Annotated in this window: 24 protein-coding genes and 1 pseudogene; 12 read left to right on the top strand and 13 right to left on the bottom strand. The window is 72.9% G+C overall.

Annotated features, from left to right (window positions below; all coding sequences use genetic code 11):
• Positions 1–411 precede the first annotated feature (411 nt).
• Both ACIRS1_RS34740 and ACIRS1_RS34735 read right to left on the bottom strand, forming a co-directional pair.
• Complete coding sequence (locus ACIRS1_RS34740) at positions 412–1,686, bottom strand: M23 family metallopeptidase (protein ID WP_402846279.1); 1,275 nt, start codon at positions 1,684–1,686, stop codon at positions 412–414.
• A 302-nt stretch (positions 1,687–1,988) separates the two neighbouring features.
• Positions 1,989–2,945, bottom strand: coding sequence for a proline dehydrogenase family protein (locus tag ACIRS1_RS34735; protein ID WP_402846277.1), 957 nt, complete (start codon positions 2,943–2,945; stop codon positions 1,989–1,991).
• A 139-nt stretch (positions 2,946–3,084) separates the two neighbouring features.
• Here ACIRS1_RS34735 and ACIRS1_RS34730 point away from each other — a divergent pair, with 139 nt between their 5' ends.
• Entirely contained in the window at positions 3,085–4,044 is a 960-nt protein-coding gene (locus ACIRS1_RS34730; RefSeq protein ID WP_402846275.1) for a GlxA family transcriptional regulator, read from the top strand.
• A 408-nt stretch (positions 4,045–4,452) separates the two neighbouring features.
• Positions 4,453–5,274 (top strand): sterol carrier family protein, encoded by an 822-nt coding sequence (locus ACIRS1_RS34725; RefSeq protein WP_402846273.1) that lies wholly within the window; start codon positions 4,453–4,455, stop codon positions 5,272–5,274.
• A 213-nt stretch (positions 5,275–5,487) separates the two neighbouring features.
• Here the strand turns inward: ACIRS1_RS34725 and ACIRS1_RS34720 are convergent, their stop codons facing one another.
• The gene (locus ACIRS1_RS34720) at positions 5,488–6,018 is read right to left on the bottom strand and encodes a peptidoglycan-binding protein (RefSeq protein WP_402846271.1); all 531 of its coding nucleotides are present in this window, start codon (positions 6,016–6,018) and stop codon (positions 5,488–5,490) included.
• Between the two features lie 240 nt (positions 6,019–6,258).
• Between ACIRS1_RS34720 and ACIRS1_RS34715 the strand changes: the two genes are divergently transcribed.
• Complete coding sequence (locus tag ACIRS1_RS34715) at positions 6,259–6,840, top strand: TetR/AcrR family transcriptional regulator (protein WP_402846269.1); 582 nt, start codon at positions 6,259–6,261, stop codon at positions 6,838–6,840.
• A gap of 326 nt (positions 6,841–7,166) precedes the next feature.
• Here the strand turns inward: ACIRS1_RS34715 and ACIRS1_RS34710 are convergent, their stop codons facing one another.
• Entirely contained in the window at positions 7,167–8,366 is a 1,200-nt protein-coding gene (locus ACIRS1_RS34710) for a macrolide family glycosyltransferase (RefSeq protein WP_402846346.1), read from the bottom strand.
• 514 nt (positions 8,367–8,880) lie between these two features.
• On the opposite strand from ACIRS1_RS34710, the gene ACIRS1_RS34705 reads away from it, so the two are divergent.
• On the top strand, positions 8,881–9,258 hold the full coding sequence (locus ACIRS1_RS34705; protein WP_402846267.1) for a nuclear transport factor 2 family protein: 378 nt from the start codon (positions 8,881–8,883) through the stop codon (positions 9,256–9,258).
• Positions 9,259–9,425: 167 nt separating this feature from the next.
• Here ACIRS1_RS34705 and ACIRS1_RS34700 read toward each other — a convergent pair whose 3' ends face one another.
• Both ACIRS1_RS34700 and ACIRS1_RS34695 read right to left on the bottom strand, forming a co-directional pair.
• Positions 9,426–10,757 (bottom strand): RNA polymerase sigma factor, encoded by a 1,332-nt coding sequence (locus ACIRS1_RS34700; protein ID WP_402846265.1) that lies wholly within the window; start codon positions 10,755–10,757, stop codon positions 9,426–9,428.
• The gene (locus tag ACIRS1_RS34695; RefSeq protein WP_402846264.1) at positions 10,730–11,149 is read right to left on the bottom strand and encodes a YciI family protein; all 420 of its coding nucleotides are present in this window, start codon (positions 11,147–11,149) and stop codon (positions 10,730–10,732) included. Before ACIRS1_RS34695 ends, ACIRS1_RS34700 begins: the two co-directional genes overlap by 28 nt.
• A 454-nt stretch (positions 11,150–11,603) precedes the next feature.
• Between ACIRS1_RS34695 and ACIRS1_RS34690 the strand changes: the two genes are divergently transcribed.
• Positions 11,604–11,888, top strand: a complete 285-nt coding sequence (locus ACIRS1_RS34690) for a hypothetical protein (protein ID WP_402846262.1) — start codon at positions 11,604–11,606, stop codon at positions 11,886–11,888.
• Positions 11,889–12,004: 116 nt separating this feature from the next.
• Here ACIRS1_RS34690 and ACIRS1_RS34685 read toward each other — a convergent pair whose 3' ends face one another.
• The 3 genes from ACIRS1_RS34685 to ACIRS1_RS34675 all read right to left on the bottom strand — a co-directional run bounded on the left by ACIRS1_RS34685 (position 12,005) and on the right by ACIRS1_RS34675 (position 13,954).
• Positions 12,005–12,469, bottom strand: a complete 465-nt coding sequence (locus tag ACIRS1_RS34685; protein WP_402846260.1) for a GNAT family N-acetyltransferase — start codon at positions 12,467–12,469, stop codon at positions 12,005–12,007.
• Positions 12,470–12,477: 8 nt separating this feature from the next.
• On the bottom strand, positions 12,478–12,993 hold the full coding sequence (locus tag ACIRS1_RS34680) for a hypothetical protein (protein WP_402846257.1): 516 nt from the start codon (positions 12,991–12,993) through the stop codon (positions 12,478–12,480).
• 391 nt (positions 12,994–13,384) lie between these two features.
• Positions 13,385–13,954: a ricin-type beta-trefoil lectin domain protein gene (locus ACIRS1_RS34675; protein WP_387903243.1), complete on the bottom strand. Its 570-nt coding sequence runs from the start codon at positions 13,952–13,954 to the stop codon at positions 13,385–13,387.
• Between the two features lie 209 nt (positions 13,955–14,163).
• Between ACIRS1_RS34675 and ACIRS1_RS34670 the strand changes: the two are divergent.
• A pseudogene (locus ACIRS1_RS34670) lies at positions 14,164–14,382 on the top strand (helix-turn-helix domain-containing protein); the annotation flags it as partial.
• A gap of 324 nt (positions 14,383–14,706) precedes the next feature.
• Positions 14,707–15,141 (top strand): hypothetical protein, encoded by a 435-nt coding sequence (locus tag ACIRS1_RS34665; protein ID WP_402846351.1) that lies wholly within the window; start codon positions 14,707–14,709, stop codon positions 15,139–15,141.
• Positions 15,142–15,598: 457 nt separating this feature from the next.
• On the opposite strand, the gene ACIRS1_RS34660 is transcribed toward ACIRS1_RS34665, so the two are convergent.
• Together ACIRS1_RS34660 and ACIRS1_RS34655 are read right to left on the bottom strand one after the other, a co-directional pair.
• Complete coding sequence (locus tag ACIRS1_RS34660) at positions 15,599–16,981, bottom strand: erythromycin esterase family protein (RefSeq protein ID WP_402846255.1); 1,383 nt, start codon at positions 16,979–16,981, stop codon at positions 15,599–15,601.
• 223 nt (positions 16,982–17,204) lie between these two features.
• Positions 17,205–18,461 carry an FAD-dependent monooxygenase gene (locus ACIRS1_RS34655; RefSeq protein WP_402846253.1) on the bottom strand — a complete coding sequence of 419 codons (1,257 nt, stop codon included), beginning with the start codon at positions 18,459–18,461 and terminating at the stop codon, positions 17,205–17,207.
• A 66-nt stretch (positions 18,462–18,527) separates the two neighbouring features.
• Between ACIRS1_RS34655 and ACIRS1_RS34650 the strand changes: the two genes are divergently transcribed.
• The 5 genes from ACIRS1_RS34650 to ACIRS1_RS34630 all read left to right on the top strand — a co-directional run bounded on the left by ACIRS1_RS34650 (position 18,528) and on the right by ACIRS1_RS34630 (position 22,745).
• Positions 18,528–19,151, top strand: coding sequence for a TetR/AcrR family transcriptional regulator C-terminal domain-containing protein (locus tag ACIRS1_RS34650; RefSeq protein WP_402846251.1), 624 nt, complete (start codon positions 18,528–18,530; stop codon positions 19,149–19,151).
• A gap of 354 nt (positions 19,152–19,505) precedes the next feature.
• Positions 19,506–20,027, top strand: coding sequence for a DMT family transporter (locus tag ACIRS1_RS34645; protein ID WP_402846248.1), 522 nt, complete (start codon positions 19,506–19,508; stop codon positions 20,025–20,027).
• Between the two features lie 97 nt (positions 20,028–20,124).
• Positions 20,125–20,763 (top strand): NAD(P)-dependent oxidoreductase, encoded by a 639-nt coding sequence (locus tag ACIRS1_RS34640; protein ID WP_402846246.1) that lies wholly within the window; start codon positions 20,125–20,127, stop codon positions 20,761–20,763.
• A 249-nt stretch (positions 20,764–21,012) separates the two neighbouring features.
• On the top strand, positions 21,013–22,005 hold the full coding sequence (locus tag ACIRS1_RS34635) for a helix-turn-helix domain-containing protein (protein ID WP_402846244.1): 993 nt from the start codon (positions 21,013–21,015) through the stop codon (positions 22,003–22,005).
• A 122-nt stretch (positions 22,006–22,127) separates the two neighbouring features.
• Positions 22,128–22,745: a hypothetical protein gene (locus ACIRS1_RS34630; protein WP_402846242.1), complete on the top strand. Its 618-nt coding sequence runs from the start codon at positions 22,128–22,130 to the stop codon at positions 22,743–22,745.
• Positions 22,746–23,281: 536 nt separating this feature from the next.
• Here ACIRS1_RS34630 and ACIRS1_RS34625 read toward each other — a convergent pair.
• The gene (locus tag ACIRS1_RS34625; RefSeq protein WP_402846240.1) at positions 23,282–23,824 is read right to left on the bottom strand and encodes an NIPSNAP family protein; all 543 of its coding nucleotides are present in this window, start codon (positions 23,822–23,824) and stop codon (positions 23,282–23,284) included.
• Positions 23,821–24,267, bottom strand: a complete 447-nt coding sequence (locus ACIRS1_RS34620) for a hypothetical protein (RefSeq protein WP_402846237.1) — start codon at positions 24,265–24,267, stop codon at positions 23,821–23,823. Before ACIRS1_RS34620 ends, ACIRS1_RS34625 begins: the two co-directional genes overlap by 4 nt.
• Between the last annotated feature and the right edge of the window lie 16 nt (positions 24,268–24,283).

Here is a 24,283-nt window from a genome sequence, read left to right as displayed (position 1 = left end):
CGGACGGGTACCGCATGAATCGGGCTGCGGCCTGCAGTAACAGCCTTCCTTCGAACGAGCGTGCCGAAGCGTGGTGGCTGTCCCGGGCGAGGGGAACCGACCGGGGTGACGGCGCGGCGCGAAGCACGAAGGTCGGCACCGTCCACGCGGGATGCTCGTCACCCGAGGTCGGTGCTGAGCCCTTGGGTCACCTGTCGTCGGGATGTCGGCTGCTCCGCTGGGGCGCGGCCTTCCAGCAGCAGGTCACCCTTGCCGGCGACTCCCCCTCCGCCTCCGGACGGGGGCCGGTCCGGAGGCGGAGGGGGCGGCTGCGGGAGTCCAGGGTGACGATCGGGTCGCCCGCGGCGGTCCGGGACCGGACGTCGCGGGGGCTGCCCTGGGCCTTGGCCGCCGTCGGGCCCCTGGAGTCGGTCAGAACTCCAGCACCTCGCGGTCGAGCGGGTACTGCGCACGGTGGGGGCCTTCGTACGGTGAGGGCGTGATCGGCAGGACGCCGGTCGGCTGAAGGCCCAGGTTGTCGTCCCAGATCCGGGGTTCGACCTGTCCGAGGACGCGGAACCGCCGGAAGGTGAACGGCGGGCTGTCGGTCGGGAAGAACTCGGCCGTGGTCATCACCTGGAAGTGCAGGTGCGGCGTGGTGGAGTTGCCGCTGTTGCCGATCAGCCCGAGGACCTGGCCGGGTTCGACGCAGTCGCCCTCCCGGACGTTGAGCGAGCCGGGTTCCAGGTGGCCGTAGAGCAGGTAGCGGCCCGGTGCGACTTCCAGGGTGACGTGGTTGCCGACGGTGTCCTCGATCGGCGGGATGGGCGGCGTGTGGGGCGGCGGGTTGTCCGGGATTCCGTCCTGGACCTCCACCACCCGGCCGCGGGCCGCGGCCGCGACCGGCTGGCGGTAGCTCAGGTAGCTGGTGAGCTGGGCGGGGTCGCCTTCCCAGGCCTGCCCTTGCTCACCCACTTTGTACCAGTCGATGGCGAAGCGCTGCGGCACGTCGAAGCGGCCGTTGATCGGGGCGAGGCCGCGCCGGTGGTGGGTGTTGCCGCAGCACGACTCGCTGGCGTACCAGGTGCCGGGGAGGACCGGCGGGTTCAGGTCCAAGGGCGCGGTGCGGGCGGTCGGGGTGGCCTGCACCGTCTCCTCGAACGCGGACGGGCCGGAGGGGGGCAGGACGGCACCCGACAGGTGGTGTTCGAGGACCTCGGGCACCGGCTGACCGTGGTCGAGGGCCAGGTCGATCCAGATGATCCACTGCTGGGAGCCCTGGATGACGGTCGGCGTCGGCGCCGGGGGCGCCGGGGTGTACCCGTCCGCACCGGGCAGGGGGTCGCCCACCGGATTGGCGGCCTCGGCCAGCGCCTGCCCGCTCAGCGAGCCGATGACCTGGTGGCTGCGGGCGTCCTGGATGTCGACCCGGTCGAGCCTCAGCGGGGTGCTGCTGGACAGTGCGCTCGTGGTGAGCAGCTCGTACGAGAGGTGCGTCTTGCCGTCCGTGGCGTCGAACGGTGCCGGTTCGGTCAGCACTGCCGCCGTCAGCGGCGTGAACTGCGTGCCGGGCGCCAGAGCGGCCGCGCCGGCCCCGTGTCCTGGTCCCGCCGAGGCCACCAGCATGCCTCCCGCGAGCACGGCTGCGGCGAGCCCGCGCAGTAGAGGGCCGCGACCAGGGCGGTGACGAGGGTCGTGCTCTGCCATCGTGCTCTTTCCTTCGTCGGGTCCGGGGCCGTGAAGGCCCAGGCACGCCCCGCGCCGAGGCGCAGGCCCATGCAACCCGGAGGCGCACCGCTTCGGGCGGAGGCCACCGGAGCCAGGTGTCGAACTACACCCGTCCGGCCGCACGCGGGTTTGCGCCGCCGACCGGACCGAAGGCGCCCGCCACTGCGCCATCTGACGTCATGTCGGAACCATGGACACGGGTGGGGCTGCCCGAAGAACCCGGAACACAGGCGGGCCGGACGAACCCGCACGAGTGGGGCCAGAACCGGCGCGGAGTGGGGTCATCCGGCCACGTCGAGGAGGGCCTGGAGCAGGCGCTGGGGGTCCTCGGCGAGTCGGTTGCAGACGTAGAGCCACCATTCCGTGCCGAACACGACGTACTCGCGGGTGGGATGGCCACGCTCGGCCATGGCGTCGAGGTGGTCGGGCCCGAGGCCGAGGAGGGTTTCGAACTCCCAGGGGGCGCAGTCGTGGCCCTTCCCGCCGAGGTGGTGGTCGATACGGTCAATCAGCTCCCGGTCGTGGGTGGCGAAGGAGCACAGGTGGCCCGAGTCGGCCAGCTGTTGCGCGTACTCCAGGTAGGCGGTGGTCAGGGCCGGGGCCTCACGCGGGTGGGCGATGGTCCCGGGTTCGAGGAAGGCGCCCTTGACCAGGCGGATGCGGCCGGGACGGGTGAGCAGTTCCGGCAGGTCGTCCGCGGTGCGGTGCAGGCGCGCCTGGACGGTGATGCCCACGTGGTCGAACTGCTCGCACAGTTCGCGGTGCACTGCCAGCACCGCGTCGGTGCGGTCGGAGCCTTCGGCCGAGATCATCATCTCGCGCCCGGTGGCGGCGGTGGCCCGGGCGATCAGGGAGGCGTTGGCCAGGGCGAGCTCCGCGTCGACGGCGAGGCCGATGTGCGACAGGTCGAGGGAGATCGAGCACTCGGGCGGCAGCAGCCGGGCGGCGGCGAGGAACGTGTCGGTCTCCTCGACGGCGCGCTGCGGGTCGCGGCAGCTCTCGCCCATGTACTCGACGTTCACCCGGTGGCCGGCGGTCAGGACCAGCTGCGCGCGCTCCAGGGCGTCGGCGAGGGTTTCGCCGGCCACGTACCGCCGGGCGACCTTGCGGGCCAAGGGGCCCAGCACGGGGTCGCCGGGGATGCGCCACTTCAGGTCCTCGTCGAGCGCGAGTGCGCGCAGGACCTGCGCCGCCTGCGACGAGAGGGCGGCGCCGGAGGCGGGGGTGTGCGTGGTCATGGGGTGCCTCGCTGTTCGCGCGGTGGGGGGGGGGGGGGGACGTCTGCGAGCCTTCCAGGACGGAGCACCCGCCGGCAGTGGCAGGAATGACGGGTAGGCTGAAATTCCTGCCACCGTCGTGAGGGGAGAACGGGAGCCGATGCTCCGCGATGTCGCCGTCCTGGCCCTCCAGGGCGCCCACGCCTTCGAGCTGGGCGTGTTCTGCGAGGTCTTCGGCATCGACCGCAGCGACGATGCGCTCCCCGTCTACGACTTCGCCCTCGTCTCGGGAACCGGCGACAGCGTGCCGACGCGACACGGCTTCGAGGTGCGGACCCGGCACGGCCTGGAACGGCTGGCCTCGGCGGACCTCATCTGCGTTCCGGCCTACGACCCGCACGTGCGGCAACCGGACGGCCTGGTCGAGGAACTGCGGGCCGCCGTGGAGCGCGGCGCCCGCGTCCTGAGCATCTGCACCGGGGCCTTCCTGCTCGGCGATGCCGGGCTGCTGGACGGGCGGCGCTGCACCACCCACTGGCGGTACGCCGACGAACTCGCCCGCCGCCACCCGCGCGCCCGGGTCGAGTCGGACGTGCTCTACGTCGACGAGGACCCGGTCATCACCGGTGCCGGCACCGCCGCCGGCATCGACACCTGCCTCCACCTCGTCCGCAAGGAACACGGCAGCACCGTCGCCAACGCGATCGCCCGCCGCATGGTCGCACCACCGCACCGCGACGGCGGCCAGCGCCAGTACCGCGAACGCCCCCTCCCCCAGGACGGGACCGGATCCCTTGCCCCCGTCCTGACCTGGATCGAAGCCAACCTCGACCAGGATCTGACGGTCGAGGCCATGGCCCGTCACGCTCATCTCTCCCCGCGGACCTTCGCCCGGCACTTCCGACGGGAGACCGGGACCACCCCGCTGCAGTGGCTCACCGGGCAGCGCGTCCTGCTCGCCCGGCACCACCTGGAGACCACGGACGAGCCGGTGGCCGTCGTCGCCCACCGCACGGGCTTCGGCAGCGTCGACAACCTCCGCCACCATTTCGCCCGCCGCCTCGGCACGACGCCGCAGGCCTACCGGCGCACCTTCGGAGGCCTGCCCGGCAGCGGATGACCCACCCGAGTCCACGGCTCCACAGGGGACGCATCCCTGGACTCCCCGACCTCGAACGACGGCGAGAGCTGGACTCCGGCGGGGCCCGCACGCGATCCCCGCCGGCCGCCGCGGTGGTTCCCTCGCCACCGCGGCGGCCGGGTCAGAGCTCTCGCTGAGCGCGTCACGCCCCCGATCGAGGGCGCCGCGCCAAGCCGCCGCCGAGAGCCTAGTAAAAAGTAAAGTTTCCTGACAATAGTCCGGTGTGCCGAATCCCGCGCGGATCGACGGGCACCGGCCTACGGGCATCCCGGGGCCGCGACCCGAAAACACCCCCGGGGGTACGGTGGAGACAGTGGCACGAGGTCGACCGGCGCACCCGTGGCCCGACCGGCCCCGTCGGCCGGGGAGGGCGGATACGCTGCCGTCATGGCCGAGCCGCGAACGTACGATCCCGCCGAGGTCCGGGCAGCGCTGGCCGGGCAGACCGAGCTGCTGCACGGCACGGTGCGCGCGTTGTGCGCGGCGCCCGGTGCGGAGCGGGCGCTCGCCGGGCCGACCCGGCTGGGGGACTGGACGGTACGGGAGTTGGTGGCGCACCTCGCGATCGTGCTGGAGTGGCTGCCCCAGCACCTGGACCAGCCGGTGCCTGAGGGCCGGCCGGTGAGCCTGGTGGAGTGGACCGAAGGGACGCGGCGGTTGAGCGCCACCGTCGACATGGTGGCGCGCGAGCATGCCGAGGGCGCGTTCGCCGGCACCCCGCAGGAGGTGGCGAGCGCCTTCGACCGGGCGGCCGACGCGCTGCTGGCCGCCCTGGATCGGCCGGAACTCGGCGAGCCGAAACGGCTGTTCGCCATGCGGTTCGGCCCGATGCTGTTGAGCGACTTCCTGGTGACCCGGCTGGTGGAGACCGTCGTGCACGGCGACGACCTGGCGGTGGCGCTCGGGCTGGACCTGCCGCACGAGCGGCAGGCGGTGGCCGCGGTGGTGGGCCTGCTGGCCGACGCCTTCGCGGCGCAGGTGCCGGGCAGCTCGGTGGAGTTGCGGATCCCGCCGTACGCCGTGGTGCAGGCCGTGCCGGGGCCGAGGCACACCCGTGGGACGGCGCCGCACGTGGTGGAGACCGACCCGCTGACCTGGATCCGCCTGGCGACCGGCCGGACCGACTGGGCCTCGGCCGTCGAAGCCGCGACGGTCCGGGCGAGCGGGGAGCGCAGCGACCTGGCGGCGTATCTGCCGCTGCTCGGATGAACACCCTGGAGCGGGCGGCGGTGGCCGCCTTGGCGGACGGGTGCCGCCCACGGCGCGCCGGCAGGCCGCGCTGAGCCCACAAGGTTGCGGGTGGGAGTGCGACGCGATGCGTTGCGCCTCTGAGCTGCACCGGCCGGCGTGGACTCCGCATCGTGCCGGGCCCACCGGCGACGGGTCGCCCTACGCTCCGGAGCAGATCCGGTCGGCCTGCCCTCAGCAGCCGCTCATCGAGTTGTAGTACCCCTCGATGTCCTTCCCGTTCACATAGATCCCGTAGAGGCCGGACGTCGTGTCGCGATGGAAGACCGAGGACGTTTTGGCGTCGCCGTTGTACCGGACGAAGTACGCCCAGGGCCCGGTGTCCTCGACGGAGGAGAGCCAAGTGGAGGCCTTGCCGAACGTCTTGTTACCGACGACACCGTCAGCCTCCGACGCTCCCAGATACTTCGCCTGCCACTGCCGGGTCGCCTCCGCCGTCTTGGGCCCGAACCTGCAGTCGATGTCCGACTCGTCGAGGAACCCGTCCATGTAGAGCACGGCCTGCCAGATGCCCGTCGCACCGCTGTCGGCGTGCTGGCTCATGGAGAGGAGACCTTCGTCGGACCAGTCGTCGGTGACGTCTCCGAAGCCGTTGATGTAGCCCTGGGTGGTGGCGGCTCGCGCGGTCGTGGTGGTCGTGACGATGCTTCCCAGCACCAGCGCGGCAGCAGCGACCGCCACCGCCTTGCGCTTGAACCTCTTCATGACCTTCTCGGCTCTCTCGATGTCAGTCCGTCCGGCGTCGACGGCGGATGCGCCAATGGGCGGCCCCCGCCGGTGAGTTGTCGAGGCGATCCCCCGTGACGGAAACGGCGTTCCCCCGTACGGCAACCCGCACCGTCTCGTCTCGTGACGCACCGTCTCGTCTTGCCTCGCGGACCATGTTCCTCGAGCGAGACGATCACGTCAAGACGGCACGTGACGTCTCGTGGAATAATCCGGACCATGCCGCCAGCCCCGAATCCGGACCTCCGCAACCAGCGCGCCCACCGCGCCATCCTCGACGCCGCCCTCGAGATCGCCGTCCGCGACGGCTACGCCCGGGTCACCGTCGAGGGCATCGCCCACACCGCCGGAGTCGGGAAACAGACCATCTACCGCTGGTGGCCCAGCAGGGCCGCCGTCGTCCTCGAAGCCCTCAACGACCGCACCGGGCCCTTCTCCGGCGTCCCGGACACCGGCGACATCACCGCCGACATCACCGCCGCCGCACAAGGAGTCATCCAGGCCCTCGGCACCGAACTCGGAGTCATCTGGCGCGGCCTGGTCGCCGACGCCCAGAGCGACCCCCGACTCGCCGAAAACCTCCTCACCGACTTCCTCGAACCCCGCAACAAGGCCTGGCAGGACCGCCTCGACCAAGCCGTCACAGCCGGCGAACTACGCACCGACGTCCCGACCCGAACCATGGTCGAACTCCTCTTCGGACCCGTCTACTACCGCCTCCTGCTCGGCACCGGCCCACTCGACCCGGACGACACCGCCGCCCGCATCGACTACCTCCTCAACGGCCTCAGGCAGCGCTGACCGCCGGCCCTCACCACGAACCGCCACCAAGCCTGGTCACCGGCGGCACCAACCTCTACGACAACGCCGGCGGTCGGGTCACCGTCACTCCCCGCGAGCCCGGCACCTCTTCCCTCGACTTCTCTCAGTAGGCCCCATCCGGGCAGCCCCCGGCCGCAGACGGCCGAGGACGTCCCGACAGGCCGTCCGTGAAGGTGGGACAGTGGACCGACCGTTCATCCGGCAGATCCGGGGGGACGGCCGGTCGACCAGCGGGCCGGTTCTCCGACCGGCACCCGAAGTGACGCAGGACCGGGGGGTCACGGGCCGCTCGGGCCGTGGTCGGGTCAGGCCAGTGCGGCCTCGACCAGGTCGGCCGCCCTGGCTGCGCCGCCACCTGCCCGGACCTGCGCGGAGAGCTCCGCCAGGCGGTCCGCCACCTTCTGGTCGGCGGTCAGCTCCAGCACGGCGGTGCGCAGCGCGGCGGGTGTGGCGTCGGCGGTGTCCAGGCGGCGGGCGACGCCGAGTTCGACCAGTCGGTCGGCGTTCTCGAACTGGTCCGCGGCCTGCGGCACCGCGATCATGGGCACCCCGCAGTAGAGGCCCTCGCTGCATCCGCCCATCCCGGCGTGGGTGACGAACGCGTCGGCCTGCTGCAGTACCGCGAACTGCGGCACCCACGGGTGGACCTCGACGTTGGCCGGAATCGGCCCCAGTTCCGCCGGGTCGGTCGCCTTGCCGACCTGGAGCACGACGTGCCAGCCGGGCAGGCCGCCGAAGGCCTCCACGCAGGCGCGGTAGAACTCGGGTTGGTGCGTGAAGGCGGAGCCGAGGGAGACCAGCAGCACCTTCTCGGCTCCCTCCGGGCGGGTCCAACCTCCCTGCTGTGCGCGGTCGTCGAGGCAGGGGCCGGCGAAGGAGTAGACCTCGGGGTCGATCTGCTCGATGCTCGGCTGGAGGGCCGGGGGGACGAGGACGAGGGCGCGGTCCGGCTTGAGCATGAAGGAGAACAGGTCGCGGGGCGGCACCCCGTTGTCGGCCAGCCACCGGGTGAACCGCTCCGGGATGCCCTCGGCCTTGATGGCTTCCGCGGCCGCCCGGAACGGCTCCGCCGGTTCGCCCCCCGGGGCGACCCTGGACGGCGAGATCATCATCGACGGCACGCCCCAGCCGTCGGCCAGGGCCCGTCCCGCGTACGCCATGAAGTCGTACAGGACGAGGTCGGGCCGGTCGTCGTGGAAAGCCTCCCGCATCCTGGGCAGCATCGCCTGTGCCTCCCCGAAGATCATGCCGTGCACGCGGTCCTGGATGGCGGGGTCGACCGCCCCCTGGAGCGCGGTCATGCCCGTCTCGTGGGGCACGAATCGAGCACCCGTCGACTCGACCTGTTCGGCGAACGACGGATCGTTGACGTAACTGACCCGGTGGCCGCGGGCGACCAGCTCCCGGATCACCTCCAGGCTGGGGTTCACGTGGCCGTGCGCCGGGACGTTCACCATGGCGATGTGTGCTGGGCGGGACATGTCAGGCCTCTCGTCGTATGCCATCGAGGGTGCTACACGCACTGATCTGATTCTTCGTCAAATTACCTTGTGCGGTGGCATATGAAGGGTGGAGGGCGAACCTTCAGGCCAGTGGGTGACCGTACGTACGCCGTGGTCTCGCTGACCGGCTCGATCCCGCGGCTTGGCAGCGGCGTCGAATCCTTCGCGGGTGCTGCCTGGGGCGTCCGTTGTCGCGGTCCACAGCGGGCCGGGGGCACTCAGTCCCCCGCCGGTGTCCAGTGCTTCGCGAGGTGGGTGGTGGTGCGGTGGGCGGTGGTGGCGAGGAGGGCGTCTGCCACGAGGCCGCTTCGTCCGGTCCTCGCGCGGTTGGTACCGGGGCGGGCCTCGGCGGCGGTCAGCTGTGCGCGTGGAACTGTCCGGAGACCGACGTCTGGTCAGATCCGCAACGCGGCGCCGCCGTTGCCCCACCGCGGCACCGCGTCGCGCCCGTGGTCCAGCGTGACCGGACAGCGGCCCGCGGGACGGGCGCACGCGCAACGGCTGGTATGACTGAGGCATGCAGGAAGAGACGGCACGATCCGCGATCGACACGTTCATCTCCGCGTTCAACGCCTCGCACGACGACTATGTGACGGCCCTGCTCTCCCAGGCCCTGACCTCGGACGTGGTCTTCTGGGGGCCGTTGGGTCGCAGCGAAGGGATCGCGGCGGTCGAGCGGTTCGTGCTGGACATCCGGCGCCACCCGGCGGGGACCGGCACGATGGCACGCTGCTCGGCGGTGGACATGCCGGACGAGTGGGCGCGGTACCGGTGGGTCTTCACCACGCCGGACGGAGGCCCCCGCCTGGCGGGAACGGACGTCGTCCATCTCCGGCGCAGCCTCATCGACCAGATCATCGTCTTCGCGGGCGAGCTCGAGCCCGCCACCCCCTGAGTCGTCCCCCGGCCGCCGTCTCCCCCGGGACGGCGGCCGCGGCACCCCGCACCCGGCGGTCGTCGACCCCGGCCGGCCCCGGCCGGCCCCGGGCGGCCGCCACGGCGTCGATCGCCCGGTTGACCGGCCGGTGCGCGAGCGGGGCGGCTGCACGGCTCGGACGGGCGTCACTGCAGGGCGGCCGCCTTGCGCAGCAGCACCGTGCGCTCGCGGGAGTTGCGGCACAGCCGGGCGGCGAGTTCCAGTTCGGCCCGGGCCTCGGTGGTGCGGCCGAGGCGGACCAGCAGCTCGCCGCGCACGCTCGGGAGCAGGTGCGAGCCCGACAGACGACCGGACGCGAGCAGGTGGTCGACCAGGGACAGCGCCTCCTGCGGTCCGCTCGCCATCGCGACGGCCACGGCCCGGTTGAGCTCGACGACGGGTGACGGGGCCACGCGGCCGAGCGCCTCGTACAGGAGGACGATGCGTTCCCAGTCGGTCTCCTGCACCGAGGGCGCCGCCGCGTGGCACGCCGCGATCGCGGCCTGCAGACCGTACGGTCCGAGGCCCCGCCCCAGGGTGGAGGCCCCGCCGAGGGCGGCCAGGCCGCGACGGATCGCGGAACGGTCCCACCGGCGGCGGTCCTGGTCCTCCAGCAGTACCGCCTCGCCGTCGGGCCCGGTGCGCGCCGGGAAGCGCGCGGCGGTGAGCTCGAACAGCGCGAGCTGGCCGTGCACCTCCGGCTCGCCCGGCAGCAGGGCGGCCAGCGTCCGGGCCAACCGCACGGCCTCGTACGCGAGATCTGGGCGCAGCAGGTCGTCTCCGGCGGTCGCCGTGGAGCCTTCCGTGAAGATCACGTACAGGACGCTCAGGACGGCGCCGAGGCGCGCCGGTCGTTCCTCGGGCGCCGGGAGTTCGAACGGCACGCGGGCGGCGGCGATCGTCTTCTTCGCGCGGGTGATCCTGGCCTGGACGGTCGGGGTGGGCAGGAGGAACGCGCGCGCGATCTCCTCGCTGGACAGGCCGCCCACCACGCGGAGCGTGAGCGCGACCCGGGCCTCGGGCGAGAGCACCGGGTGGCAGGCGGTGAACATGAGGGCGAGGACGTCGTCGTCGACGCGGTCGGGATCCCAGGGCAGGTCGTCCGGCCGGCCGGGTGCGGTCTGCGCGCCGGAGCTGAACTCGCCCTCCGCGAGCGGGCCGGCGAGCAGGGCGTACCGTTCCTCGAGCGCCGAGCCGCGGCGGAAGGCGTCGATGGCCCGCCGCCGGGCGGTCGCGAGCAGCCAGCCCACCGGGCTGGCCGGCGGACCGTCTGCCGACCAGGAGACGAGTGCCTCGGCCAGCGCCTCCTGCGCGACGTCCTCGGCGAGCGCGAAGTCGCCGGTGTAGCGGGCCAGGGCGCCGACGATCCGCGCCGACTCGATCCGCCAGACGGCCTCGACGGCCCGCCGAGCCGACTCGGGGCTCGGCGGGCCGTCGGGGGCCGGGGTCGTCACAGCTGGCCGGTCCGCTCGCGCCACGCCCGCTCCTTGACGATCCACTCGTTGTCCTGCGGGAACTCCTCGATGCCCGGCACGCGGCGGACCTCGCACTTCGAGCCCGGGAACGCCGGGAGCCGCTTGGCCCACTCGACCGCTTCCTCCTTCGACGCGACGTCGATCAGGTAGAAGCCGCCGAACAGCTCCTTCGTCTCACCGTACGGTCCGTCGGTGACCACCGGGGTCTCCCCGCTGAAGTCGACCACCACGCCCTGGGACGGGTCGTCCAGACCCTCCGCGGCGACGAGCACCCCCGCCCGGATCAGCTCCTCGTTGAAGCGGCCCACGGTCTCCAGCATCTCCTCGAACGGCGTGGTCATCATCTTCGCGACGGACTCGTCCGTGCCCCGCATGATCAGCATGTACTTCGCCATCGTCCATCTCCTTGATCAGGGGTCGTCTCCTCGACCCTCTCAGTCCTAGGTCGAACGGCGCAGCCGCGGATCGACACGGTGGAAGGAAATCTTTTTCAGACCGGTCGCGCCAGGTCCGGCGCCGGCGGAAGTCGGGAGACAGCGGCGTGCGGGGGAACCGGGGACCACGGAGTAGGCCGAACAGGAATGCCTTAGCGGTGAGGTGCATCACGCCGGCGACGACCCCGGGGCTCCGCCACCTTCCTCGGGCCCCTCCCCCGCACCCCGCACACCCCGCTCGCCGCTCGGCCGGCTTGCGGTGTCAGCCGTATGCCCCGGCCCGCATGCACCGCGCCTCGTCCCGGGGCAGCCTCGCTCCATACGCCCAGGACGCCGCCCCGGACCCCGCGCCGGATCCCGCCGGTGCACGGCCCGGGACGTCGGTAGACCGATCGGAACCACCCCGGAGGACAGCGTGAAGGAGCATCTCGGCGTCATCGCGGCCACCACCCTGGCCGTCGCGGCCCTGGCCGCCGGGCCCGCCCGGGCCGCCACCACCGTGCCCAACCCGACCGGTGTCCTCGGCCCCGCCACGGACGCCGCGATCTCCGGCGCACAGGCCGCCGCCGGCCTGATCGGCGTCAACATCGGTTCCATCAACGCCCTGAACGGTCTGCTCGCGAACACCGACGTCCTCAACTACCAGAGCGTTCTCGACGATCTCCTCGCCACCGCGTTCCCCGGCCTGAGCCAGGGCTGACAGCCCGCGCGCGGCCCGTGAGGACCTCGGCCCGGCCCGACGGCGGCCGCGGTCGGCAGTCCGGGCAGCAGGCGATGGGCCCGCCGGATCGCACGACCGCCGGACCGTCCGCGGGCTCAGCCCAGTTCCAGCGTGCCCACTGTCTGGTCACCGCTGGACTCCCCGGTCGGGCGGAAGCCGAGTGCCAGATAGAAGCCTGCCGGACCATCCGCTCCGGAATGCCAGGTGGTCGTCAGGCGCGTGCCTCCTCGACGCCGGATCTCGTCGGCTACGGACTGCACGGCGAAGCGTCCGTATCCTCGGCCCTGCTTTCCGTCCGCGATGTTGAGACGCCAGAGTCCGGAGCGGAAGTCGTCGCCCTTTCCGGTCCAGTCGATGTCGAAGAAGGCCATCAGGAACCCGACGACTTCGTCGTCGTCGCAGAGGAGCCGGGGCCATGCGATGCCTGGGTGGACGTATGCCTCGGCGAGCGACTTCACCACGGGTGCCACCAGGTGCTCCTGGTCGGGGTGGACCCTCAGGTTGACGGCGCTCTCGAAGTTGTCAGGGGTGATCTCTTGCAGGTGCAGCGAAGTCGACATGCCGGTATCTAAGCGTGTTCTTCACGGCCTGAACTCGAACGATGCAGCGAACGGGGTCGCTCGTCGGTGAGTTCGCCGGACCCGGGTGCGGCCTTCGTCTGATCGTGTGCTCCGGCCAAGGACCCACTGGACTCGACGAACCGCCGGACGGACTTCCGGGTCGAGGGCTGGTTCTTGACCGCACTGCAAGCCAGCAGTCCGGTGCCGGTGGCGTCGAAGTAGAGGGTGAAGAACCAGGACCGGTCCGGCGCGTCGAGAAGCCCGGTGAGGAACGATACGTCGCGGTGCCGGGAGAGGATCTCGACCGACTCGTCGAGGCCGAGGGTGACCAGGCCGACCTTGCGTGCCCAGCCCAGCCGGGTGGCGGCGATGCCGCGCACCGTCCAGTCTGGCGCGACCCTGCTGGAGAACCGCAGCCTGCCGCCGGCCAGGAGGGCCTCGCGGGCCGGGGCGCAGGCGGTCGTCTGGTCGGTGAGCATGGCGGCGAGATCGGGCCGGGCCGGGTGCTCGCTCTGGCTGGTCATGCCGAGACCGTAGCCACCGGCCACCGGGCCGTGCCACCGGATTCGGGCAGCGGAGTCCCCGTGGTCGGAGCGACCTGCTTGAAGTAGCGCCAGCACGTACTGGTTCGAGCAAGCCACACTCGACAGCCGCCACCAGGCCGAACGCCCGCAAACCGCCGCCCGCGGAAGGGAAGACCGCTGGACCTCGGCGAGATCGCATGGAGGTGTCCAGCGCCGCCGGAACGCCCGGGACCGGGGCCCTCCTTCACGGTCAGCGTCGCTGGGTGCGGGCCCGGTCGGTCAAAGCCCCGGAGATCCCGTTGTCGACCAGGTTGCGGATCGCGCCGCCGAAGGCCGGGGCGCCCTGCTGCAGGCTGCCCCGGCCCCGCGTCGCGACGCCCCCGTGCGTCGTCTAGATGTTGGGGAAGACCGGGCGGTCGCTGTCGGAGTGGTGCCAGTCGAATTCCTGGGTGATGCCCGCGCTCGCGTTGCGGCCCAGGGTCCACAGGCCGTAGGAGGAGCGCGGGCCGGGGTTGCCGACGTAGGTCAGGCAGGCGCCGCCGGCGTTGCACACGCTGCGGTCGGTGTTGAACGTCCAGCGCTGGTTCGCGTCGTTCGCGTTGCAGCCCACCGCCTGGGCGCCCGGGTTGTCGGACGGGCTGTCCGGGAAGTGGCCCCACAGACACCGGCCGTCGTTGGTGCTGTGGATCAGGCCGTCCGGGGAGACGAACCAGAACTGGTTCCAGGAACCGTCGCACGGGCGCAGCAGGACCGGGCGGCCGTCGCCGTTGACCTGCCGGTACTCGTCCATGCAGTAGTAGGTGCCGTCGGGGCCCCCACTGGCCGGTCGGGCGAGCGCCGCGAGGAAGCCGTAGGCGTAGGGCTGCGGGTTCATCGGGTCGGCCTGTGCGGTGGCGGGCAGGGCGAGGGCCCCGGCCAGGGCGAGCAGAACGGTGGACAGGGCGGTGAGTGTTCGTCGCATCGGCGTGTTCCTTGACCTTCCGGTGGGTGATGGCCGCAGCGGGCGCCCGGCCCGGCTGCGCGCCACCCACAGTGGAGGACTGCTTCGCCGCCGGTCAGCACCGGTCGGGTCCGGACAATCAATCCCGGAGAACACCGCCGCCGCAGGCACCCGGTGCGTCAGAGTACGGACAAACAATCCCGTGGCTCTGACCAGAGGGAGGAACGGAAGTGGGCCGCAAACAACGTGCGTTGGACCCGTCGGCCGGACCGGTGGCCGGGTTCGCCGCCCAGTTGCGCGAGTTGCGACAGTCGGCCGGGAACCCCACCTTCGCCACGATGAGCCGGCGGGTTCATCGTTCCGTGTCGGTGCTCTCGGAGGCGGCCGGCGGGGTGGAGCTGCCCACCTGGCCGACGGTCGAGGCGTTCGTGCGGGCCTGTGGGCAGAGTGAGCCGGCCTTGTGGCGGGAGCGGTGGGAGCGGGTCCAGGAGGAGGTTGCGCGGGACGCGCCCGCGCCGTCCTCGGTACCGTCCGGGGGCGGGGCCGTGGCGCGGGTGGACGGGCCGGTCGGGCCTGCTGTCCCGACCGGCCCGGTACTGGGGCCGGGTGGGCGCCGGCGGTGGGTTCCGGCCCGTTTCCGGGCGCTCGCCGCGCTGGCCGCGGGTCTGACGGCCGGCTGGGCGGTCGGGTGGTCCGCCGGCTGGTCGGCCGGCCAGGATGCGGCTACGGCAGCCGGCCCCGCCGCTGCGGCCGCCGCGGACACGCCGGCCCCGATGCCCTCCATCGTGGTCGTGCCCCCGCCCTCCCCGCTGCCCTGGCCGTCCGCCGGTTCCGGATGCGAGGTCCGCACCCACTGGGTGTACCAGTTCACGCAGTCCTACCGGGGGCAGGTGTACGCCCTGCTGTCGACGCCCACCGGCCGGAGCGCCGACGTGGCCACCACCGTCACCTGGGGTGTTTGGGCCTGGCACCACGACGTGACCGTCACCTCGGGCGTGCCGGCTCAGGGCCTCGGCGGCACGCTCCTGTTGTTCGACAAGCTCGACACCAACGTGCGCAACCCCCTGGTGGAGGTCGACACCGCCGTCCCGACCTGTGCCGCTTTCGGGACCGCGGGCGGCACCTCCGTCGCGCCGCTGGCCGTCGTCGACGCCGACCAGGGGTGGGTCGGCGTCACCGCCTCGCCGGCACCGGTCGACGACCGGTAGGCGCGGTTGGGGCGGTAGGTGGCGGGCGCAGGGGCGGCAGGTGGCGGGGCCGGGACAGTTCGCTTCGGCCCCACGGGCTTTCCGGCCGGCCCGACCACGCGTCGCCGGCGGGCCCGTCGGCGCTTCCGGCCGTAGCGTCCGGCCGTGGCCGCCACGCCCGCCACGCCCGCCTTCGAGGCGATCGTCGACAGCCTCTGCACCGTCGCCCCGCCCGACTTCGTCGGGGCCCGGACCGCACGCGCCAAGAGGAACTCCTGGAGCACGGACCTCCCCGTCGAGGAGATCGCCCGCCCCGCCGGGTGCGGGAGCGCGGCCGTCCTACGAGAGCAGTCCGTGCGGCGCCGCGCAGTGCCGCCCCGCTCCGAGATCCGTTCGGAGCGGGGCCGGTGTCGGTTTCCCGCGAGGGTCGATGCCCCTCTCCCCCGGCCCCGCGCCCGGGCCGGGAGGAGGGCGGGGGTCAGAACGTGCGGGCCTGGGTGACCTGGTGCAGGTGGATCAGGACGTCGTAGGCCTGGCCGATCGCGAGCCGCGGCATCGGGTCGCTGACGTAGATCGAGCCCGCGTCGTAGCTGGGGCGGCTGACGGCCAGCCAGTCGCGGGCCGCCCGGGGCGCGGTGCGCAGGTCGACGTAGTAGTCCCGGTGGCGGACCTGGTCGAGGGTGTACTCGTTCATGTCCGGCGTGGCCGCCGGGACGGTGACGGTCTTCCAGTCGTCGTTCAGGACGGCGCCGTTGGTGAGGAAGGAGCCGCTGTCGAAGGTGAAGCCGATGGCCACGTAGTCGCGGCCGTAGGTGTCGCGCAGGTGGGAGCCCTGCGGCTTGGGGTACAGGAAGGTGTCGGTGGCCAGGTAGCCGACGTGCCCGTTGTGGGCCGACAGCAGGACCTTGCCGCCGGTGCGGCGCTGCCACCAGGCGGTGTTGTCCGCCATCGCGCGGTCGCGCAGCTGTTCCGAGGCGGCCACGGAGACCGGGTCGGTGATGTCCAGGGTGGTGAAGGCGAAGGTCTGGGCGATGTTCCGGGCGTGCTGCACGGCCCAGGCGTGGGCGTCGCCGTCGGGGGCGCCGGTGCCGGTGCCTGCGCCGCTGGCGGTGACGAGGTCGAGCGCCTGCTGGGCCTTGGCGGCGTCGTCGCGGCGCTCGGCGGCCGGCTTGCGCAGGTAGGCGAAGGTGTCGTCGAACGGCCGCAGGTCCTTGTAGAGCCCTTCGAGCTGCGGGAGGAGGTCGGGGCGGGCGCCGCGCACGTAGGACGTGACCCGTTCGAACATCCGGTCGCCGAGCCTGGGGAGGCCGAGGTCGTCGCCGACGAAGTGGACCGGGCGCTGCGGGTGGCTGCGGTTGTGGGCGCGCATCCAGGCGATCAGGTCGGCGAACTCCTCGCGGTCCCACGGACTGCCGCCCAGGGCCTCCTTGACGACCTGCCGCGCGTCACCCGGACCGCCCTGGACGTACTCGTCGATCTGCAGGCCACTGCTCCAGCTCGTCTCCAGGGCGAAGGCGGTGAAGCCCTTCTCCTCGACGAGGTAGCGGAACAGCCGCTGCTTCATCGCGAAGAACTCGTGCGAGCCGTGGGTGGCCTCGCCGAGGCCGACGACCTCGGCGTCGCCGATCATCGAGCCCATGGCGCGCAGGTCGGCGTTGCCGCCGCCGGGTTCGGTCGTCCGCAGCGGCCGGGCGACGCTCTCCAGCGCGCCCACCACGGCGGAGCGTTGCGCCGTCGGCGTGCCGGTGCCACTGGAACCCGGGGCCACCGGCGCGGCGACCGCCGCCACCGGGACCAGCACCGCCGCGGCGACCACCGCCGCCAGGAGTCCACGCCGTGCGATCCGCTTGTCGTCCGCCATCGTCCCGACCACCTCAGCTCGACGGAACGCCGATGACCTCGGCGTTCGATGAGTTGATCTTCGTGTGGGCATGGCCTGTGGCGCACTGGGGAGCACCGCCGTCGTCACCGGGGGCAATCCCCCGCCCGGACCCCCCGGCGCACCCGCCGGTGCGCCGGGGGGTGCGGCGGGGTGCGACGGGTCCGTGGTGGTCGCGGCGTGACGAGCGTGGCGCCTGCCGGTGTCAGGCGGCGCCGACCGGTACCGGGTCCTCGGGGAGCTGCCAGCTGCCGCCGCGCTCCTCCTTCGAGAAGCGGGCGGCGAGTTCGGGGACGCGCAGGAAGCAGGCCAGAGCGGTGGCGGCCTGGAAGGCGTCGATCGCGCGCCGGGTCGTCGGCATGCCCAGGCGCAGGAGACGCGGGTTCACCCGGCCCTGGATCCGGTCGACGAAGGGCCGCAGCACGCGGTCGTAGTCCGCCAGGGCGGTGGGCAGGTCGCCGGGGTGCCGGTTGATCTCGCCGGCCAGGACGTGGGCGCCGACCAGGGCGCCGGAGATGCCCATGCCGCTGTACGGGGAGGCGCAGTGGGCGGCGTCGCCGGCGAGGACCACGCGGCCCTTGGACCAGGTGTCGGTCAGGACCTGGACGGCCTCCTGGGAGTGGAAGAAGGGGCTGGTCGGCATGCCGTCGACGAAGCGCTCGGTCTGCCAGCCCGCGCCGCGGAACCTTCCGGCCCAGAACTCCCTTTGGTGCTCGACGGGTTGCCGGTGGATCGCCGAGGCCTCCTCGGACTCCTCGCGCAGCATGAAGTACACCTGGGTCTCGGTCGGATGGTGGCTGCGGCGCATGATCAGGCGGCCGCCCGGGGCCAGGTAGGTGTCCCGGACGTTGCTGTCGGAGGCCGTGCGCGGGATGAACCAGTAGGCCGTGTGGATGCCGATCCGCCGGTACGGGTCGCGGTCCGCGGGGAGGATCGCCCGGCGGATGCGCGATCCCTGCCCGTCGGCGCCGACCAGGAGGTCGAACTCGCCGCAGGAGCCGTCGGAGAAGTGCGCGGTGACCTTCCGTCCGTCCTGTTCGAAGCCGTCCACGCTCACGCCGAAGACGTACTCGGTGTCGTCCATGGTGGCATCGTGCAGGATGCGCACCAGGTCACCGCGCATGATCTCGTACTCGGACGTGAGGCTCTGCCGGCCACGGCCGGAGGTGTTGGCCGTGATCGTCGCCCTGGCCCGGCCGCGCGCGTCGACGAAGGCGACACCCGCCTCGTCCACGAGCTTGCCGCGCACGGCGTCCAGGAGCCCCATCCGCTCGACGGCCTCGATGCCCTGCCCCCGCAGGTCGACCTGCGCCCCGGTGGCTCGCAGCGCCGGAAAGCGTTCGGCGACGGTCACCGCGTGCCCGCCCCGGGCGAGCCAGAAGGCCAGTGCCTGGCCCGCTACCCCGCCGCCGGCCACGAGGACCCGCAGGGGGCGCCTTCCCGATCCGTGGACCATGCCCATCACCCCGAAATCTATCAGTGAATGGTTTCCGACCCAGGCTCATCTATCAGTGATAGATTTGTCAACGTGACCAAGGTGAACCGCGACATCGTCGTCTCCGAAGCCCTCGACCTGCTCGACGAGGTGGGGCTGGACACCGTCAGCACACGGCGACTGGCGAAGCGGCTGGGCGTCGAACAGCCCTCGCTCTACTGGTACTTCCGCACCAAGAAGGACCTCCTGACCGCCATGGCGGAGGCGGCGATGGCACCGCATGCCGCCGCCCCGCTGCCGACGCCCGGCGACGACTGGCGCGACTGGTTCCTGGCCAACACGCGAAGCTTCCGGCACACCCTGCTGATGCGCCGGGACGGCGCGCGCCTCCACGCCGGCAGCACCCCCGCGGGCGACCTCGACCGGATCCGCCGCAAGATGGACTTCCTGCTCACCTCGGGGGTACCCGAGTCGGACGCCCGGATGGCGATGCTGGCCGCCAGCCGGTTCACGGTCGGCAGCGTCCTGGAGGAACAGGCGGACGCCGGCTCCGCCGACGACCCGGGCCGCCCGGCGGACCTGCCCGTGCTCGACCACGAGTCGGCCTTCGAGGCCGGCCTGACCCTCATCCTGGACGGCCTGGCGCACCGCACCGCGATGCCGGTCGCCTCCCCCGCCGGCGAACGCGCCGACGGGCACGCCGCGCAGGCCCCATGACGTGCGGCGGGAACGGGCCGAACCTACCGCGCGGCGGCAGGTTCGGCCTGCGCGCTGCCACCGGCGACCGGACTACCTGGTACGCCATTACCCCCCGGACACCACGCGCCGCCACCCCCGCCCGCCCTCGCCGCCGGCCGTGGGCCGTGTTCGGCGAAGGTCCAGGGTAGGCGACGCCTTAGCGATGTCTTAGCGGTGAGGTACCTCACATCGGCGATCACCCGGGGTCGCGCCCAGATGCCTTAGCACTGAGATACATTGGCTTAGTGCTAAGTAATCGACTCGCCATCGTGCTGCTGACCGCCCTCGCCCCCGCCATCTGGGGCTCGACCTAGGAGAGCCGCTCGCCTCGGGGTGGCCGCCGCACTCGGCGGCGCGGTCGTGATGGCCACCGGCGTCGTCCTCTCCAAGCGGTGGACCTCACCGGCCCCGCTGCTCGCCACCACCGGCTGGCAGCTCACCGCGGGCGGTCTGCTGCTGCTTCCGGTCGCGCTCCTGGTGGAGGGCGCGCCGCCCGCCCACCTGACGGGCGGCAACCTGCTCGGCTACGGCTACCTCTGCGTGATCGGCGCGGCCGTGGCGTACGCGCTGTGGTTCCGCGGGATCCGCGCGCTGCCGCCGACCTCCGTCACCTTCCTCGGGCTGCTCAGCCCGGTGGTCGCCACCGCCCTCGGCTGGCTCGCCCTCGGACAGGACCTCAGCCCCGTCCAGGCGCTCGGGGCGGTGATCGTGCTCGGCTCGCTGGTCGCGGCGCAGGCGCAGACGCAGCGGCGGACCGGCCTCGCCGCCCCACAGAGTCCGGTCTCCCCCGCCGGGCAGCCCGCGCCGGCCACGGCCGCCGCGACGCGGCAGCCCGTCCCCGAGCGCATCCGCTGAGCCCGAGCACCCTGCGAACGTCCACGGCGCCTGGGCGCCTGCTTCGCCCGAAACCCGTTCGCCCCCCGTACGTCCCCTTCCTGAACCGGAGAACCCCATGCGCATCACCGTCTTCGGCGCCACCGGCAACGTCGGCAGCCGGGTGGTGGCCGAGGCCGTCGCCCGCGGCCACCAGGTCACCGCCGTCCTGCGCGACCCCGCCCGGCCGCACGGCCTGCCCGGCGCCGTCACCATCGCCACCGGCGACGCCCGCACCCCCGAGGACGTCGCCCGGCTGGCCACCGGCCAGGACGTGGTGATCGGCGCCACCCGCCCGGCGCCCGGCAGCGAGTCCGAACTCGCCACCGCCACCAAGGGCCTGCTGGCCGGCCTGGCCGGGACGGGCGTGCGCCTGCTGCTCGTCGGCGGCGCCGGCAGCCTCACCCTGCCGGGCGGCGACGGCGCCACCGTCGTCGACGACCCCGCCTTCCCGCCCTCGTGGCTGCCCATCGCCCGGGCCTGTGGCGAGCAGCTCGCGCTGTGCCGCGCCGACACCGAGGTCGACTGGGCCTACCTCAGCCCCGCCGCCCTCCTCGCACCGGGTGAGCGCACCGGCCGCTACCGGCTCGGCCGGGACGAAGTGCTGGTCGACGCCGACGGTGTCTCCGCCGTCTCGATGGAGGACCTCGCCGTCGCCCTGCTCGACGAGGCCGAGCGGCCCGCCCACCAGCGCACGCGCTTCACCGTCGCGTACTGAGGCGGACCCGGCCCGGCCGTCGACCGGTCCGATCGCCGGCGGGGCGTGGTCTCCGCCGACGCAAGGACCGGGTTCCTGTCACACCGTGAGCATCTGGAGGGTTTCGTGGGATCGTGCAGTGCACCGGCAGCCGCCGTGCCGTCAGCGGACAGGTTCACCCGGTCCGGTGAGCCGGCGCCGAGTAAGGCGGTACCGAGCGACGCGGCGCCGAGTGAGCCGGGGTCCGGTGACGCGGTGTCCGGTGAGCTGATGCTCGTCGCACTCGGCACGGAACACCTGACCGGCGTCCCTGCCGGGATCACGAACCTGGGGCTGGGCCCCGTACGGGTGTCGACCTTCGCCGTCTCGCCGGTCCGGTCGCACCGCACTCCGTTCCGTGTCCCGCGGGGTGACCCCGAGCAGTACCAGCTGGTGCTGACGACGCAACGCGCCCTTCGGGTGCCCCTGCCCCGCCCCGAGGCGGTGATCGCGGAGGACCCGTTACGGCCGGACACCTCACGTACCCCGGAGGACACGGGCACCTCCGACGGCGGTCTCGTCCAGGCGATCGTGCTGCAGATGCCCCGGTCCGTCCTGCCGCTGCAGCCGAGCCGGACCGACCGCCTCCTCGCACGGCCCATCCCCGTGACCGGGGGAACGGGAGCGATCCTCGCCGACTTCCTGACCGCACTCGTCACGCACGGCCCGGACTGCCGGGCCGAGGAAACCGCACGCCTGGGATCCATCGCCGTCGACCTGGCCACCGCCTGCCTGGCCCAGCACCTCGGAGCCCTCGGCGAGGCACCGGCCGAGGCACCGGCCGAGGCCCGCGCCCGGGCCATGCGGCAGCGGATCGCCGGCTTCATCGAGCACAACCTCGGCGACCCGGACCTGACGCCCCGGACCATCGCCGACCGGCACCACATCTCCCTGCGCGGCCTCTACACGCTCTTCGAGGGGCAGCCCGTCAGCGTCGCCGCCTCCATCCGCCGAAGCCGGCTCGAACGCTGCCACGCCGACCTCGCGCGCCACGAGCTGAGGAACCACTCCGTCCAGGCGATCGCGGGCCGCTGGGGCTTCCCGAACGCCACCGTCTTCAGCCGCGCGTTCCGCGAGGCGTACGGCCTCACGCCGACCGAGCACCGCGCGAACGCCCTCCGGACCGCACTGCACGCAGGGTCGGGAGGCCCTGCACGGCATGTGCACCACAGCGCGCCGACCCGGCCTAGATTTCATGGCGCCGGAGACCACAGGCCGACGTAAGCGGTGCTCACGGGTGGGGAGTTGACGGTCTGCCGTGGGATCACGGCGGCCGGGGCACGGTCGTGGCCCCCTCCGCCCCCCGCCACCATCGCCGTCCGCCCGAAGAAGAAGAGGAACAGTCCGTGACCATCCGCCTCAAGCCCGCCGCCGTTCTCGCGGCCGTCGCCGCCACCACCGCACTCGGCACCCTCGCCGCCCCGGCGAACGCCGCCTCCCCCGTCAAGGCCGCGGCCGGCCACCACAGCTACAACCCGCAGGCGCCGCTCGGATCGATCGACAACCCGGTCATCATCGGCGGCAACCAGGAGCTCGCCGTACTCACCCCGGCGCAGCGCGCGGCCACGGATCAGGCGAAGATCGTACTCGCCGCCGAGGCCAAGAGCCGCGAGGAGGGCACCCGGCTCAACGTCAGCCCGCAGCCCGCCACCGACCACAACTGCGTGGTCGGCGTGTACTGGTCCCAGTGCGACAGCGCCGGCTGGGGTTGGTGGACCCTCGCCACCACCCTGGACAAGAACCACCACGAGTGGGCGACCCAGCAGGGGTACTCCCCCAACCACAACTTCGACACCTACATGGACCGGTCCTACGACGGCGGCAGTACCTGGGACGGCATCCTCAGCACGGTGGTGAACACCGCCGCCTGGGGCGACAGCATCTACGACGGACCCGGCAACTGGGTCCGCGCCTGCATCTACAACATGGACGACCACCTCGTCGCCTGCGACGCGTGGCACTGACCGGCTGCACGCCCGTGCTCCTGAGCGGGCATCGGTGAACGACAGGCCCCGCACCCCGGCCCGACCGGGGGCGGGGCCGCGCCGCCCCCGGCAGCCCCGGTGCCGTCCTGGCCGGCACGGATCAGGACCGCACCGGTCCGGGCCTGTGCTGACCGGGGCTCGCCCCGATCCTCCGCGCCCCGGAGGGTGCCGACGGCGTGACCGATCCGAAACGCCCGCCTGCTCCTGCCGGTGCTGGACGACGCCGCGTGCTCCGAGGAGGCGGTGGAAGCCGTCGCCGAGACACCGGTCGCCCACGGCGCCCCGCAGGAGTGCCGACCGCTGGTCCGGCGGCTGATCGGAGGCCACCTGGGGAGCCCGGCCGTGGTCGTTCGCCGCGGGCGAGCGGAGCTGGATCTGCGACGGCGAGCACAGCCCCCGGCAGACCCGATACGGTTGAAGAGGTCGGCTGGGCGTCGGCGTGGTCGAGCTGATCGGTGACGTCGGCTGGTCCGTCCGGCGGCCCGACGGACGACCCGATGATCCGAAGGAACGGCCTAGCCCTGCGGCCCGACCGGGGCCAGCCGCAGTTGTTCCACCCGGCCGGGCCAGTGCGGCCGGGCGGCCGCGCCCCCGGTGAACCAGAGCAGCACGTCGGCCTCCTCGCGGACGGGCAGCGCGGGGAAGGTGTTGGCCGCGCGCTCGGTGCGGTGCGCCGCCGGGCCCGCCGCGGGCCCGCTCCCGCCGGGGTCCAGGTGGCAGATCGTCACCGTCACCAGCGGCGTGTGCGCGGGCGGACGGTAGCCGGGGCCGCGCAGCAGCAGCACGTCGTCCGAGTCGAGCATGGTCGCGTTCGCCGCCTCCCGGTGCTCCCGCCACAGCGGCCCGTAGTAGAACGCTTCGAGCGCCCGCTTGCGCTGCGCCATGTCCGGGAAGGCCCGCACCCAGACGAACCGGTCCGGGTCGTCCACGTCGCGGAACCGCCCGCCGAGCGTGATCCCCACGGCCTCCTGCGCCGCCACGAACTCCCGCTCGAACAGCTCGATCAGCGTCTCCCGCATCCCGGGACGCAGGGTGTACTGCCGCAGCTCGACGATCAACGCGTGAACTCCATCACCCAGTTGAGCTCCCAGCTCGCCCCGCCGTCGGCCGAGAACCGCTGCTCCCAGCGGGCCGCGTCCGGGCCGAGCCGGTACCAGGTGTACTGCACCCGGATCGGGCGGCCCTGGTAGCCGTCCTCGCCGAAGAAGTCCCCCCGGTCGCCGTCGAAGCCGCCGACCACCGGCGGCTCGAGCCGGCCGGTGCGGCTGTCGGCCCAGTGGAGCGACCACTGCTTGCTGTCCTGGTCGTACAGCCGCAGGGTCGCCCCCTGGCGGCCCAGGGTCGGGAAGGTGATCTCGTCGAAGTTGCCCGTGCCGCCGAAGAGCGGCCGGGCAACGCTGGTCCCGGGGAACTCCTCCCAGTCGTCGCTGCCGGTGAGCGGAGCGGTGAGCTTGCGGTTGGTGACCTGCCAGGTGCCGGTGAAGAAGTCGAAGTCGTTCATGGGAGGGACGCTACGG

The organism is Kitasatospora sp. NPDC101176, from assembly GCF_044768035.1.
Classification (GTDB): domain Bacteria; phylum Actinomycetota; class Actinomycetes; order Streptomycetales; family Streptomycetaceae; genus Kitasatospora.
Note: the sequence above shows the minus strand (reverse complement) of the source record. Positions and strands in the feature narration are given on the sequence as shown.

Excerpts from the sequence above, each read along its gene's own strand:
- ACIRS1_RS34660 (WP_402846255.1), bottom strand. The coding sequence starts at position 16,981 with ATGGCGGACGACAAGCGGATCGCACGGCGTGGACTCCTGGCGGCGGTG.
- ACIRS1_RS34710 (WP_402846346.1), bottom strand. The coding sequence starts at position 8,366 with ATGGCATACGACGAGAGGCCTGACATGTCCCGCCCAGCACACATCGCC.
- ACIRS1_RS34655 (WP_402846253.1), bottom strand. The coding sequence starts at position 18,461 with ATGGGCATGGTCCACGGATCGGGAAGGCGCCCCCTGCGGGTCCTCGTG.
- ACIRS1_RS34725 (WP_402846273.1), top strand. The coding sequence starts at position 4,453 with ATGGCCGAGCCGCGAACGTACGATCCCGCCGAGGTCCGGGCAGCGCTG.
- ACIRS1_RS34740 (WP_402846279.1), bottom strand. The coding sequence starts at position 1,686 with ATGGCAGAGCACGACCCTCGTCACCGCCCTGGTCGCGGCCCTCTACTG.
- ACIRS1_RS34730 (WP_402846275.1), top strand. The coding sequence starts at position 3,085 with ATGCTCCGCGATGTCGCCGTCCTGGCCCTCCAGGGCGCCCACGCCTTC.
- ACIRS1_RS34635 (WP_402846244.1), top strand. The coding sequence starts at position 21,013 with ATGCTCGTCGCACTCGGCACGGAACACCTGACCGGCGTCCCTGCCGGG.
- ACIRS1_RS34705 (WP_402846267.1), top strand. The coding sequence starts at position 8,881 with ATGCAGGAAGAGACGGCACGATCCGCGATCGACACGTTCATCTCCGCG.
- ACIRS1_RS34675 (WP_387903243.1), bottom strand. The coding sequence starts at position 13,954 with ATGCGACGAACACTCACCGCCCTGTCCACCGTTCTGCTCGCCCTGGCC.
- ACIRS1_RS34620 (WP_402846237.1), bottom strand. The coding sequence starts at position 24,267 with ATGAACGACTTCGACTTCTTCACCGGCACCTGGCAGGTCACCAACCGC.
- ACIRS1_RS34735 (WP_402846277.1), bottom strand. The coding sequence starts at position 2,945 with ATGACCACGCACACCCCCGCCTCCGGCGCCGCCCTCTCGTCGCAGGCG.
- ACIRS1_RS34695 (WP_402846264.1), bottom strand. The coding sequence starts at position 11,149 with ATGGCGAAGTACATGCTGATCATGCGGGGCACGGACGAGTCCGTCGCG.
- ACIRS1_RS34665 (WP_402846351.1), top strand. The coding sequence starts at position 14,707 with ATGCCCTCCATCGTGGTCGTGCCCCCGCCCTCCCCGCTGCCCTGGCCG.
- ACIRS1_RS34720 (WP_402846271.1), bottom strand. The coding sequence starts at position 6,018 with ATGAAGAGGTTCAAGCGCAAGGCGGTGGCGGTCGCTGCTGCCGCGCTG.
- ACIRS1_RS34680 (WP_402846257.1), bottom strand. The coding sequence starts at position 12,993 with ATGACCAGCCAGAGCGAGCACCCGGCCCGGCCCGATCTCGCCGCCATG.
- ACIRS1_RS34715 (WP_402846269.1), top strand. The coding sequence starts at position 6,259 with ATGCCGCCAGCCCCGAATCCGGACCTCCGCAACCAGCGCGCCCACCGC.
- ACIRS1_RS34685 (WP_402846260.1), bottom strand. The coding sequence starts at position 12,469 with ATGTCGACTTCGCTGCACCTGCAAGAGATCACCCCTGACAACTTCGAG.
- ACIRS1_RS34640 (WP_402846246.1), top strand. The coding sequence starts at position 20,125 with ATGCGCATCACCGTCTTCGGCGCCACCGGCAACGTCGGCAGCCGGGTG.